Annotated in this window: 10 protein-coding genes; 7 read left to right on the top strand and 3 right to left on the bottom strand. The window is 51.1% G+C overall.

Annotated elements, in window-relative coordinates; translation table 11 throughout:
* Nucleotides 1-19: 19 nt before the first annotated feature.
* Entirely contained in the window at nucleotides 20-1,306 is a 1,287-nt protein-coding gene (locus tag ACJJIB_RS17640; RefSeq protein WP_444887011.1) for an aspartate aminotransferase type Ic, read from the bottom strand.
* A gap of 143 nt (nucleotides 1,307-1,449) precedes the next feature.
* The gene (locus tag ACJJIB_RS17635; protein WP_444887010.1) at nucleotides 1,450-2,316 is read right to left on the bottom strand and encodes a DUF6279 family lipoprotein; all 867 of its coding nucleotides are present in this window, start codon (nucleotides 2,314-2,316) and stop codon (nucleotides 1,450-1,452) included.
* 311 nt (nucleotides 2,317-2,627) lie between these two features.
* Here ACJJIB_RS17635 and nagB-II point away from each other — a divergent pair, with 311 nt between their 5' ends.
* Both nagB-II and nagA read left to right on the top strand, forming a co-directional pair.
* A complete protein-coding gene (gene nagB-II / locus ACJJIB_RS17630) occupies nucleotides 2,628-3,626 on the top strand; it encodes a glucosamine-6-phosphate deaminase NagB-II (protein ID WP_444887009.1) in 999 nt (332 codons plus the stop codon).
* Nucleotides 3,627-3,677: 51 nt separating this feature from the next.
* Complete coding sequence (gene nagA / locus ACJJIB_RS17625; protein ID WP_444883987.1) at nucleotides 3,678-4,805, top strand: N-acetylglucosamine-6-phosphate deacetylase; 1,128 nt, start codon at nucleotides 3,678-3,680, stop codon at nucleotides 4,803-4,805.
* Between the two features lie 16 nt (nucleotides 4,806-4,821).
* On the opposite strand, the gene ACJJIB_RS17620 is transcribed toward nagA, so the two are convergent.
* Nucleotides 4,822-5,895, bottom strand: coding sequence for a LacI family DNA-binding transcriptional regulator (locus ACJJIB_RS17620; protein WP_444887008.1), 1,074 nt, complete (start codon nucleotides 5,893-5,895; stop codon nucleotides 4,822-4,824).
* Between the two features lie 809 nt (nucleotides 5,896-6,704).
* Between ACJJIB_RS17620 and edd the strand changes: the two genes are divergently transcribed.
* The 5 genes from edd (at nucleotide 6,705) to gap (ending at nucleotide 12,653) form a co-directional block, all read left to right on the top strand.
* Nucleotides 6,705-8,522, top strand: coding sequence for a phosphogluconate dehydratase (gene edd, locus ACJJIB_RS17615; protein ID WP_444887007.1), 1,818 nt, complete (start codon nucleotides 6,705-6,707; stop codon nucleotides 8,520-8,522).
* Between the two features lie 54 nt (nucleotides 8,523-8,576).
* Nucleotides 8,577-10,037: a glucose-6-phosphate dehydrogenase gene (zwf, locus tag ACJJIB_RS17610; protein WP_444887006.1), complete on the top strand. Its 1,461-nt coding sequence runs from the start codon at nucleotides 8,577-8,579 to the stop codon at nucleotides 10,035-10,037.
* Nucleotides 10,038-10,093: 56 nt separating this feature from the next.
* Nucleotides 10,094-10,804, top strand: a complete 711-nt coding sequence (gene pgl / locus ACJJIB_RS17605; RefSeq protein ID WP_444887005.1) for a 6-phosphogluconolactonase — start codon at nucleotides 10,094-10,096, stop codon at nucleotides 10,802-10,804.
* Between the two features lie 21 nt (nucleotides 10,805-10,825).
* The gene (locus ACJJIB_RS17600) at nucleotides 10,826-11,455 is read left to right on the top strand and encodes a bifunctional 4-hydroxy-2-oxoglutarate aldolase/2-dehydro-3-deoxy-phosphogluconate aldolase (RefSeq protein WP_444887004.1); all 630 of its coding nucleotides are present in this window, start codon (nucleotides 10,826-10,828) and stop codon (nucleotides 11,453-11,455) included.
* Between the two features lie 163 nt (nucleotides 11,456-11,618).
* Nucleotides 11,619-12,653 (top strand): type I glyceraldehyde-3-phosphate dehydrogenase, encoded by a 1,035-nt coding sequence (gap, locus tag ACJJIB_RS17595; protein ID WP_444887003.1) that lies wholly within the window; start codon nucleotides 11,619-11,621, stop codon nucleotides 12,651-12,653.
* Nucleotides 12,654-12,778 lie beyond the last annotated feature (125 nt).

Below are 12,778 nucleotides of genomic sequence, written 5' to 3'. Positions count from 1 at the left end.
GCCAAACCATTTCAGAGGGTTATCCTGCCTTTCGCTGTTGCTCCAGCTTCTGGCGCACGCTGGCCAGTTTCACGCACAGTACAAACACCGACATGGCGGTGTCGAGTTCTTCCAGGGGTGGAAAACTCGGTGCTATGCGGATATTGCTGTCCTCAGGATCTTTGCCATAGGGGAAGGTGGCACCTGCTGGGGTGAGCTTTACACCGGCCTCTGCTGCCAACTTGACTACGGCCTTGGCACAGCCTTTGCGGGTATTGAAGGAGACAAAATACCCTCCTTGAGGTTTTTCCCATTGGCCCAGATCCATTTCAGCCAGACCGTTGTGCAGGTGTTCCAGCACACAGTCAAATTTGGGCTTAAGGATATTGGCATGCTTGCGCATGTGTTCCTTCAGGGTGGTGAATTCGGTAAAGAAGCGTGAGTGGCGCAACTGATTCACTTTATCTGGGCCAATAGTCATGGTCTGCATCTGTTGCTGCAAGGATTGCAGGTTGGCACCACTGGCACTGACAAATGCGACACCGGCGCCAGCATGGGAGACTTTAGAGGTGGAGGCAAATTGAAGCACTGAGTCTACAGTGTCATTTTCCAGAGTGGCAGCACGAATGCTGGCGAGACTGACATAGTGTCCAAGGTCGTGTACAGCATAGGCGTTATCCCAGAATATTCGAAAGCCTGGATTGGCGATTTGGCCGAGCTGAGCCAGGCGCTCTACGGTTTCATCACTGTAAGTGATACCACTGGGATTGGAGTACTTGGGCACGCACCAGATACCGATAATTTCATTGTCCTCACGAATATACTTTTCTACAAGGTCCATATTAGGTCCTTGATCATTCATGGGGATGCTGACCATACCGATCCCCAGTTGTGCACAAATACTGAAGTGCCGATCGTATCCGGGCACAGGGCAGAGGAATTTGGGGGCTTTCAATTCTCGCCAGGGGGTATTGCCGGCAAAGCCGAACAGGTAGCCGGTTAGCACTGCGTGATACATCAGGGTTAGGGAGCTGTTGCCTGCGGCGATAACCTCTTCTGTGGGTACTTGAAGCATATCCGCACCAAGTTCACGAGCACTAGTGAGCCCGATTAAACCGCCGTAATTGCGGGTGTCAGTGCCTCCTGCGGCGCGGTAATCGTTACACAGGATACCGTCGAGTTTGTCGGATAAATTCAACTGTTCTGTGGAGGGTTTGCCACGGGTGATATCCAGATTTAGCTCGTGTTGACGGATGCGCTCATAATGGGAGCTCAGCTCTTTTTCCCACTCGGCTAACTGGTCAAAACTGGCGGATTCGATTTGCACGTGAAGTCCCCTGGCTGGTCATTAGAGTTGGCGAGCTTAGCAGTATGAGCTGGGCTTAGTCAGCCCCATGTTACGATTTTTGAAGGTTACTTTTTAGGGTGCATTGGCTTATAAGTGCGCTTTATCTTTTTTCTTCGGTATTTTTATTGGTTGGCGAGGGAGTGAAAGTCCTGCGCGTATTCTCTTAGTGTTTTACTGAGATGTCGGCGTTGTTCAAGGCTGGTACTCGTTAATATTTTTTTGGCCAGTTCTTGCGCCTGCTGTTGGCGCTGTTCCTGATTCTGGCGATATTCTTGCGACCAGAGTTGTTCTGGGTTGAGCAGCAGGCTGCGGATTTTTTCAAGGTATCCCTCCGGTTTGTTACGCAATAATTCGAAGGTTTTGGATTGCCAGAGTCTTCGTTGCTCGATGCGCTGTAGAGGGTTGTACTCCATTTTGGATACCCAGGCGGTAATCATTTTTTTTTGCTCTTCGGTAAGGGCGCCGAGCCAGCGAATGCTTTCTCTCCGGATAATTTTGTCGCGCTTATGTTGTACTTTTTCCGGAGAGCGTTGCCATTTTTCCAATCTCTTTTGCTCTTTTCTCCACATATTGCCTTGTAGTTCATTAATCTGTTGTTCACTCAACTGCGCTGCCAAAGGCAACATCAGGTTGTAAGCATTTTCACAGGCGGCGGCTAAAAACTGATGGACCTGCTTATCGATAGGTTGCAAGTTGGGATTTTCCAGTGCTCCTTCATCGACCCTTTTTGCTAGGTTATTCAAAAAGTCGGCGTAGCGAGGGAGTTGGGTCTGTCGGTGCCAGCGAAAAAAGCTGTTAAGGGCGCCCTGCAGCTCACCTTTTTGGGTGCGGTCCAGTTCTACATATTTTTGGGCTTTCCAGCGAATCCAGTAATCCACATTGTTGTAGGCAAATTGGATGCTGGAGCAACTGTTAATAAATTGTAATAGGATTAGGAGCGTTATAACTCGCCAGAAAAGGTGTGTTGGCGTGCCGCCCGCTTTTGTCATCGATTGTTTCCTGTAGGCATTGCCCGATTGATGTCGGGGAATTATTAGAAAGCATAGATGATTAGGATATAAGCGTCTTGTGGCGTGAAACCTCCTGTTTCTCTCGTGTAGGCCTGCTTTGGGAAGCTTTTCACGCTTATCGGGAATGAGTCGAAAATGGCTTGATAAAAGAAGTGACAATGACCTCCCCAGCCATTAAAACAGCCGCTCTTTATGTGTTACCTGCACATAAACTGATAGTTGGATTCCCCCCAAAAGTTTGCCGGGAGTCCGGTTTCGGGGAGGGAGAGGTAGCCTGAGTGAATGATGGAATGACTACGACGATCATGGAGGCCGAAGCCCGTGAGGCTCCGGCAAGAATTGCTGAACAGCTACAAACGAATGCGAAAGTGATGGAGCGCCTGGGGGAGCGTTTGCAAGCTCATGCTCCGCGCTTTGTCATGATTGTTGGGCGGGGTTCTTCTGACCATGCTGGTGTTTTTGCCAAGTATCTGATCGAAATAGAAACAGGGACGCCCACCTTTGCTGCGGCGCCTTCAGTTTCCAGTGTGTATGGACGCCGATTGAAATTGGAAGGGGCATTGGTGCTGGTGATCTCTCAGTCGGGGCGCAGTCCGGATATTCTGGCTCAGGCGAAGATGGCCAGGGAGTGCGGCGCCTATACGGTAGCCTTGGTGAATGATGAGCAGGCGCCAATCAAGGATATTGTCGATTTACTGATCCCCTTGAAGGCGGGGCCGGAAAAAGCGGTGGCAGCTACCAAAAGTTACCTGGCCACGCTTTCGGCAATTTTGCAGCTGGTGGCTTGCTGGAGTGGTGACAAGAGGCTGCGCTTGGCCTTGGAAAAACTACCTGAAACTTTAGAATCTGCTGTTCGTGCAGAGATACAATTGAGACCTGAGGATCTGGCTTCGGTGCAGAATCTGGTGGTGCTCGGACGCGGTCCCGGTTATGCCATAACCCGCGAGCTGGCACTGAAATTAAAAGAAGTGTGCAATATCCATGCGGAGTCTTTTTCCAGTGCAGAATTTTTGCATGGGCCGGTTACTCTCGTTGAAGACAAGTTGACCGTGGTAAATGTCCCTATTGAGGATGAGTCATTCAAGGCGCACAGTGAGCAAATCGATGACATAGTGCAAAGAGGGGCAAGCCTGATCAATCTGCATGTGCCGAGTAAAGGAGTACATCCCCGCATCGCCCCCCTTGCTTTACTGCAGCGCTTTTATATCGATGTTGCCCATGTGGCAGTAAACCGCGGTATTAATCCTGATGAGCCGGCAGGCCTAAAAAAGGTCACCCAGACCGTGTAATAATCTGCCAGGAATTTCGGTGTAAATAATATTCAGTGTTAAGGAGAGGTTGTGGCTTTCGCCCTGGTCGCAGAGAAGCTTTTTGATGGTGAACGGATCTTGGAGGACGTGTCACTGATTATCGACGATGATGGTCGCATTGCCTCCGTTGGAAAATCCCCGCAGTCCTCAGCGACATATTTACAGGGCCTATTGGCGCCGGGGTTGGTGGATGTGCAGGTGAATGGTGGTGGTGGTGTACTGTTTAACCAAGAGCCCAATGTTGCAGGGCTGCGTACAATGGGCGAGGCTCATGCCCGGTTCGGCACTACAGCTTTTCTCCCCACGCTGATTACCGACTGTCTCGATATTATGCAGGATGCTGCGAATGCGGTTAGTGCTGCGCTGCATCAGCAAGTACCCGGTGTGATCGGTATCCACTTTGAAGGACCACATCTTAGCGTGTCGAAAAAGGGGACTCATGAGCAGTCATTTATTCGTCCTCTTAGCGATGAGGAGTGGGAAATTTATGCGCGAGAGGATCTGGGTATCAAGGTTGTTACCTTGGCGCCGGAAACAGTGCCCATGGAGGATATCAGTCGATTGTCTTCTATGGGGGTGCGGGTGTGTTTGGGGCATTCTAATGCCGATGGGGAAACCGTGCGTTCGGCATTGCAGGCTGGCGCAGTGGGTTTTACACATTTGTACAATGCCATGTCGCCGTTGCATTCTCGCGAGCCGGGTATGGTGGGATCCGCTCTTGTTAGCGACGAAGCCTGGTGCGGAATTATTGCTGATGGTCATCATGTCAGTGCCGAGGCTATTACTCTGGCGCTCAAGGTTAAGCCGCATGGAAAGCTGCTTCTTGTGACTGATGCCATGTCCTTGGTGGGAAGTGATGCGCTGAGCTTTCCGTTATTTGATCGGGTGGTAACTAGAGAGGGGGATAAGCTCACTTCAAGTACCGGAGAGTTGGCCGGTTCGCATCTGGATATGATGGGGGCAGTGCGTAATATCAGCGACTGGTGTGGCTTGGATATCTGTGAATCCTTGCGAATGGCAAGCCTCTATCCTTGCCAGTTTCTGGGTTCGCAGGGCGGAAGGATTGTTCCTGGAACCAAAGCGAATTTTATTTTGCTCGACCGTAGTTTTAATGTGCAAAAAACCTGGATCGGTGGGCGTCAGGTTTATGGTGAGTAGTGTGCCTGCCTCTTAATCAAGTTTGAGGGTTGTAGGCTTTCTCAACTACCGGACCGCTGGATTCTCGCACGATTAGACTCGGAGTAAAGCTGCGGTAATTGCTATCTGGCTTTACGCCGTTTAGTTGTTCTTTTTCCTGTCCTCCACGGCATTGAATACGCTCCAATAACAGTTCTGCAGCGCGACGGGCAATATCTTCGTTCGGTTGGTGGGCGGTGGTGAGCTTCGGCCAGGTCTGGCGTGAAAAGGGGCTGTCTTCGAAGCCAGCGATAGAAAGTTGTTGGGGCACCTCAATGTTTAACATGCGCGCGGCAAAAAGTGCTCCTGCAGCCATTTCATCGTTACCGGCAAAGATGGCCGTGGGAGGGGTGACTGAGTGTAATAAGGCGGTCGCCCCGGCTACGCCGGAGTCAAAGGAATATTCGCCCTCTATGACCTGCTCTTCAGTAAAAGGTAAGCCAGCTTTTTGCAGGGCCTTTTTGTAACCCGCTAGGCGGCTGAGGGTGGATAAGTGTTCGGCGCCACCGCCAAGGTAGGCAATTTGTCTGTGTCCCAGCTGCAATAAATGTTGGGTAATTGTGAAAGCGGCGGTTTCGTCATCAATTGCAATGCAGTTTTCCTCTCCCTGGCCGCAACCTTCAGAGGAAATTATCCGTACAAACTCCACATCCAGTGACTTCAAAGTATCGATAACTTCCCGGGTCTCGGAGAAAGGGGGAGTGAGTACCAGTCCGGCAACCCGGCTTTGCTCTATTAGTTTGCGCAACTCTTCATGGATGGTTTCTCTTCGGCCACTGCCAGGATGGATAAGCAGTTCGTAGCCCCGTTCGCGGCAGGCTTCGAGGATGCCGTTTTGCATGTCGATCACATAGTAGGCATTAGGGTTGTCGTAAATAAAGGCAATGGAATAGGAATGGGTACCTGCCAGATTGCGCGCGGCCAGGTTGGGACGGTAGTTTAGGGCTTGTACCGCCTGCATGACCCGCTCGCGGGTGCTGGGGCGCACAGAAGGTTCATTGTTTATGACCCGGGAAACTGTCTTTATTGATACGCCTGCGCGTGCGGCAACGTCGTTAATGGTGACTTTCATCGGCACCGATTCCTCTAGCAAAATCTGCCCTGGGGAGGCCTCAGCCTCAAGCTCATCTCATCTTCTTTGTTCGGACCATCCGAAGTAAAAGGGATCACTCGGTACTGACAGTTTGGCAGCAGCTAGTAATCCCGGTTAATGGCGGTAGTGGGCATGAGCAAAATATACTGATCTGACATCTTTTTGTAATTTTCTTACATTATTACCTTTTGGTACCAAAAATTTATTTCCCGTATATCTTGCTATTGTGGCGCTTAATTCTCCTTATTGGAGGGTTTCGCATCGTTTCACTTGGCCTTCCCAGGCTAATGGCTTGGTTCTTATGTCGGCTAGAGACTGGCTCTTGATCTTTTTTGTAGTTTTACTACATAATGCACTTCATTAAGCTTGCAGGACCTTATTTGCTAGTGCCATTTGAGGTTTGTGAGCTTTCTACTCCATCTGGAGGGGGGAGGATTTGATCTCACTGGCCCACTAGTATCCGATGGGGTTAGTGGGCTCCGGTAAAAATTAGGCCTGGTAAGAAAGTGCATTTCTTGAGGTTTGGTAGGGATGTTGATCAAGCCTATTAGTTTTTCTTGAAAAAAAAGTGCACTTTTTTTGCTAGGTGGGTGATGGAATTCTCCAGCTTGTCCATCGCCTGCCGGGTGATAGGGCTTCGTCCGCACTACAACCCAGTCAGGCGGCGGGATTTTACTTGCCGAAAGGCCCTTTCAGGGATGAAAACTCAATGGTGGCTGTGCCGCCACCGCAATAAGGCATCGATGTCAGCTCAAGCGTGCATCGAGCAGAATTAATACGGAAGAGTCATGGTTCACAGCAAGGTTCAGGCAGTTACCGAGCGAATTATCCAGCGCAGTGAGGAAACCCGCGCTCAGTATTTGGCTCAGGTGGAGAAGGCGCACATTGAAGGGCGTGCCACTGCGCACCTGTCCTGTGGCAATCTGGCCCATGCTATTGCAGCCTCTCCAGAAAAGGACAAGCAGCTTATTGTTTCCGGGCGTGGTCCCAATCTGGGGATTGTTACCGCTTATAACGATATGCTTTCAGCGCACCAGCCCTATGGGCTTTATCCGCTACGCTTGAAAGAGGCGGCGGCGCGCCACGGTGCCACTGCGCAAGTAGCCGGTGGAGTACCGGCGATGTGTGATGGGGTGACGCAGGGGCGGCCAGGTATGGAGCTGAGTCTCTTTTCCCGCGATGTCATTGCCATGTCCACAGCCATCGCCCTTTCCCACGATGTTTTTGAAGGCGCTATGTTCCTCGGCATCTGCGACAAGATAGTGCCGGGACTGGTAATCGGTGCCCTCGCTTTTGGACATCTACCCTCAATTTTTGTACCGGCGGGCCCAATGCCCACTGGGCTTTCTAATGCGGAAAAAGTACGAGTTCGCCAGCTCTATGCTGAGGGCAAGGTTGGTCGTGCCGAATTGTTGGAGGCGGAGAGCGCTTCTTACCACAGTGCTGGCACCTGTACTTTTTACGGTACCGCTAACAGCAACCAGATGTTGGTGGAAATTATGGGCCTGCAGTTGCCAGGCAGTTCATTTGTCAATCCTGGCACTGGCCTGCGCGATGCACTTAATGAAGCGGCGGTGGCACAGTTAGCAAAAATTACTGAGCCCAGCCAGCACACACCCATCGCGAAAATCCTCACAGAAAAAACATTTGTTAACGGTATTGTGGGACTGCTCGCCACAGGTGGTTCCACCAACCATACGCTGCATTTAATAGCGATGGCGCGAGCTGCCGGTATCCAGATCACGTGGCAGGATATGGCCGACCTCTCTGAAGTGGTGCCTCTGTTGTGCCATGTCTACCCGAACGGTACAGCCGATATCAATCACTTTGCGGCAGCTGGCGGTATGCAATTCCTGATGAGTGAGTTGCTTGAGGCTGGCCTGTTACATGGTGATGTATGCACGGTGCTGGGTGATAGTGGTCTTGAGTCCTATTGCCAAGACCCCTTCCTCAACGAGTCTGGTGATGGTGTAGTTTGGCGGCCAACGGCGAAAGAGAGCGGCGACACTACAGTGATTCGCCCTGTTAGCGATCCTTTCTCCCATCACGGCGGCTTACAGCTACTGGAGGGCAACCTCGGTCGTAGTGTGATCAAAGTTTCCGCGATTAAACCAGAGCATCTCAAGGTGAAAGCGCCGGCGATTGTGCTGCATAACCAGGATGAATTGCTGGAGCGTTTCAAAGCTGGCGAGCTGGAACGGGATTTTGTTGCGGTAGTGCGTTTTCAGGGACCACGAGCAAACGGTATGCCTGAACTGCATAAGCTGACTCCAACCCTGGGTGTACTGCAAGATCGAGGCTTCAAAGTGGCCTTGGTCACCGATGGGCGGATGTCCGGTGCTTCCGGCAAGGTGCCGGCGGCTATTCATATGTCTCCTGAGGCCGTCGAAGGCGGCCCCATTGCCAAGGTGCGCGATGGTGACATAGTGGAGCTAGATGCCGAAGCTGGCGTGTTGCGGGTCTTGGTGGATGAAACGGAATTACATGCGCGCGAACTCGCTCAGTGCGATTTATCTAAAAGCGCCCGCGGTATGGGCCGGGAACTCTTTGCCAATATGCGCGCTATCGCCAGTGGTGCCGAGAGTGGTGCCAGTATCCTTTATTAATATGTGTCGCTCAAAAGAAACGGCGCAGTAGAAAACGATTTCAGAGCAAAATTTATGTCTAACCCATTTGATATGGTGTTATTTGGTGGTGGTGGTGATCTTGCCCTGCGCAAGTTGATTCCAGCACTGTATCGCGCTTACCGAGAGGGCAGCTTAGCAGAGGGCTGCCGAATTCTTCCTGTTTGTCGCCACCAGCAAGACGCCGATCAATATCTAAATGTGGCACTTCAGGCCCTACAGCAGCATTTGCGCGATGGTGAATATTGCAATTCCATCTGGACTGGTTTTAGCCAGTTATTACGCCCTGTGGCCCTGGATATTTCTGTACCGGATCAACAGTGGACGCACTTATCGGACATCCTCGAATCAGATCCCGAGCGAGTGCGAATTTTTTATTTGGCTATTCCCCCTGGTGTTTTTGGCCCCTGCTGCGAAAACCTTTCATCCAAAGGCTTGATTAGTAAAAATTCCCGGGTGGTGGTAGAAAAACCTCTCGGTTATAACGCGCAGACTTCTGACGAAATCAATAGCAAAATTGCGAGTTACTTTCCGGAAAATAGTATTTTCCGCATCGATCATTACCTGGGTAAGGAAACCGTTCAAAACTTGCTGGCCTTGCGTTTTAGTAATGTATTGTTCGAGCATCTTTGGGATGCAAAAACTATTGACCATATACAGATTAGTATTTCTGAAACTGTCGGCCTTGAAGGCCGCGCGGGTTTTTATGATGAAACCGGTGCGCTGCGGGATATGGTGCAAAATCATCTTTTACAACTTTTGTGCCTGATCGCTATGGATTCTCCGAATTCCATGACCGCGAAGAATGTTCGAGCGGAAAAAATCAAGGTATTGGAGGCGTTGCGCCCACTAAAGGGCGGCCTGGTAGATAAAAACGTTGTGCGTGGCCAGTATGTTGCTGGAGAAATTAATGGTCAAAAGGTGCCGGGGTATCTGGATGATCTGGAAGGTGGCGCTAGTGCCACGGAAACCTTTGTCGCTTTGCGTGCATATATCGATAGCTGGCGTTGGGCGGGAGTACCTTTTTACCTGCGTACAGGCAAGCGTATGGAAAAACGCTGTGCGGAAATTGTGGTGCAGTACAAAAAAGTTTCCCACCTAGTCTATGACGAGAGTGCCGGCAATGTTGTCCCCAATCGTTTGGTTATCCGCTTGCAGCCGGAAGAGAGCATCCGGCTGATTTTGATGGCCAAGAAAATGGATAGCCTGACCACTGAGCTACAGCCGGCGGAATTGAATTTAACGCTTTCAGACACTTATGACAGCTTCCGCAGTGATGCCTATAAGCGGTTGATGCTCGATGCCGCTGCCAATAACTCGGCCCTGTTTATTCACCGCGATGAAGTGGCGGCAGCCTGGGCCTGGGTGGACCCTATTATTGAACACTGGCGTGAAACCGAAAATCAGCCCAAGCCCTATCCTGCGGGTAGCTGGGGACCAGAAGAAGCTAACGAACTGCTAGCGCGTGATGGTCGCCAATGGTTTAACGCCTACTAATGATTTTGTGGATTACCTATTTTTACGGTGATCCATAACGATGGATGGAAGTATTCATGGCAGAAGAGAAATTCTTTACCGATCGTGAACGCCTGGTACAGGCACTGGCCTACGACTGTGCCTGCGAACTGCAGCAAGGCATTAAAGAATCTGGTCAAGCCACTTTTCTTGTCTCGGGAGGCAGTACCCCGGAACCGGTTTATCGCGAACTTTCCAAGCGTCCACTGCCCTGGGCGCAGATTACGGCGGCGCTGGTGGATGAACGCTGGGTAGCAAAATCCCACAGTGGCAGCAACCAGGCATTTATTGAAAACAGCCTGCTGCAAAATAATGCCGCCGAGGCCACTTTGCTGGGCATGAAAAACACTCATAGTAGTGCTGTAGAGGGTGAAGCTGATTGTGAGCGCGCCTATGACGAGCTGCCGCGCCCCTTTGATGTGTGCATTCTGGGAATGGGTAACGACGGCCACACCGCTTCTTTATTTCCCCATGCGCAAGGGCTTGCAGAAGCACTAAATCCAGGTTCGGACAAATTGTGTAGCGCCATTACCGCGCAACAGAGTGCCGTAACCGGTACCAATACCGAACGTATGACGCTGACCCTAAATGCCATTTTACAGGCAAAAAATATCAAGCTACTGATTACCGGTGAGGAAAAACTCAGGGTTTATCGTGAAGCCCTGCTCGGTAGTGATGAAATGGAAATGCCGGTGCGCAGTATTCTCAAGCAGGGACTGAAGCCGGTCACTGTGTATTGGGCGCCTTAACGAACGATTTGGAATTGATTGATGCAGAAAAATATCGCCGACATTTTGCAGTCTGCTGGCGTTGTCCCAGTGTTGGTTATCGAGCGGGCTGAAGATGCGTTGCCCCTGGCTGAGGCCTTGCTCAAAGGTGGCTTGAATGTTCTTGAGGTGACCCTGCGTACAGAAGCGGCCTTGGCTGCAGTAGAGCAAATTGCCAAACATCTACCCGAGGCTCATGTGGGTTCCGGCACAGTGCTAAATGGCGATGACCTGCGCCGTTCTGTCGATGCAGGAGCGCGCTTTATGGTAAGCCCTGGTGCTACAGAAAAACTATTGGCATCAGCGGAAAAAAGTGATGTGCCTCTATTACCCGGTGCCGCCAGTGCCTCTGAAGTAATGAGCCTGTATGAGCGGGGTTACCGTTATCAGAAATTTTTCCCTGCCGAGGCCGCCGGTGGTGTGGCCATGCTGAAGTCCCTTGCCGGTCCATTAGCGGAAGTAAAATTTTGCCCAACGGGTGGTGTGAGCCCCAACAACGCGGCGGATTACCTGGCACTTAACAACGTGGTTTGTGTGGGAGGTTCCTGGATGGCCTCAAGTGCCCTGGTACAGGAGAAAAATTGGGCCGAGATTACCCGTCTTTCGCAACAGGCTGCAGCACTGGAATCTTAATCTGTTAATTGCCTGTGTCGTTCCCGAATTGTTCGGGTAGTACTTTAGTGACTGATGCAAGTGCGCTACACCATCAGGCAAATCGTCATAAAAGTTCGCTAGAGTGCATTCATAAATGGATGCAATAGGGGATAACCAGAAGCTAAAAAAAAGGTAAAGCCAGATGAAAATTAAAGTCGCCATCAATGGTTACGGCCGTATCGGTCGCAACGTCACCCGTGCCATCTACGAGTCCGGTTACCGCGATCGTATCCAGTTGGTTGCGATTAATGACTTGGCTCCGGTTGCCTCCAATGCGCATTTGACGCGTTTTGATACTATTCACGGCCGCTTTGCCACCGAAGTAAAAGTGGACGGCAATGCGTTGATTATCGGCTCTGATAGAGTTCAGGTCTATCAGGAGCGCGATCCGGCTAAACTGCCTTGGGCAAAGCTGGGGGCGGATCTGGTATTGGAATGTACCGGCCGCTTTACTGACAAGGCTTCTGCTTCTGCCCATATCGAAGCCGGTGCTGCAGCGGTGCTGATTTCCGCTCCTTCAAAAGATGCAGATCTCACCGTAGTTTACGGCGTGAATAATAGTAACCTGACCTCGGAGCATCGCGTAGTTTCCAATGCTTCCTGCACCACCAATTGCCTGGCACCGGTGGCACAGGCGCTGCACCGTACGCTGGGAATTGAGCGGGGCTTTATGACCACGGTGCATGCCTATACCAACGACCAAAACACTCAGGATGCGGTACATGCGGATATTTATCGGGCACGTGCTGCGGCCGACAATATGATTCCCACCAAGACTGGGGCGGCGGCGGCCGTGGGTCTGGTATTACCGGAATTAAAGGGGCGCTTGGATGGAATGGCGGTTCGGGTGCCGGTAAGTAACGTCTCTCTGGTGGACTGTCAGTTTATTGCGGGCCGCGATACTACGGTTGAAGAGGTAAACCGTATTATGCAGAGCGCCGCAGAAGCCAGTGGTGGTGTTTTGAGCTATTGCGACCAGCCTTTGGTTTCTGTGGATTTTAATCACACCACCGCTTCCAGCCACTTCGATGCCAATCACACGCGGGTGAATGGAAATCTGGTGAAGGTGATGGCCTGGTATGACAATGAATGGGGCTTCTCCCACCGTATGTTGGATACCAGCTTGGCCATGGCAGCAGCTTTACAGTTGGATCTGCCGGTGGCGGAATCTGCCTGAGTATATTCTTATGATAGGTTGCCCCTAAATTAGAAAACCCTTGTGGGAAAGCCTGTGAATTCGTCTTGTACTCTAGTGGGCCGGCTAAATTTACTTTTGCAGTGCTAGCCGGTCGTAGAGATTTT

It is taken from the genome of Microbulbifer mixtoriginis (SeqCode), assembly GCF_052467705.1.
Note: the sequence above shows the minus strand (reverse complement) of the source record. Positions and strands in the feature narration are given on the sequence as shown.

What these genes read in the sequence shown, in the direction of transcription:
- nagB-II (WP_444887009.1), top strand. Translation starts at nt 2,628, where the DNA reads ATGACTACGACGATCATGGAGGCCGAAGCCCGTGAGGCTCCGGCAAGA.
- gap (WP_444887003.1), top strand. Translation starts at nt 11,619, where the DNA reads ATGAAAATTAAAGTCGCCATCAATGGTTACGGCCGTATCGGTCGCAAC.
- ACJJIB_RS17635 (WP_444887010.1), bottom strand. Translation starts at nt 2,316, where the DNA reads ATGACAAAAGCGGGCGGCACGCCAACACACCTTTTCTGGCGAGTTATA.
- zwf (WP_444887006.1), top strand. Translation starts at nt 8,577, where the DNA reads ATGTCTAACCCATTTGATATGGTGTTATTTGGTGGTGGTGGTGATCTT.
- ACJJIB_RS17620 (WP_444887008.1), bottom strand. Translation starts at nt 5,895, where the DNA reads ATGAAAGTCACCATTAACGACGTTGCCGCACGCGCAGGCGTATCAATA.
- pgl (WP_444887005.1), top strand. Translation starts at nt 10,094, where the DNA reads ATGGCAGAAGAGAAATTCTTTACCGATCGTGAACGCCTGGTACAGGCA.
- ACJJIB_RS17600 (WP_444887004.1), top strand. Translation starts at nt 10,826, where the DNA reads ATGCAGAAAAATATCGCCGACATTTTGCAGTCTGCTGGCGTTGTCCCA.
- edd (WP_444887007.1), top strand. Translation starts at nt 6,705, where the DNA reads ATGGTTCACAGCAAGGTTCAGGCAGTTACCGAGCGAATTATCCAGCGC.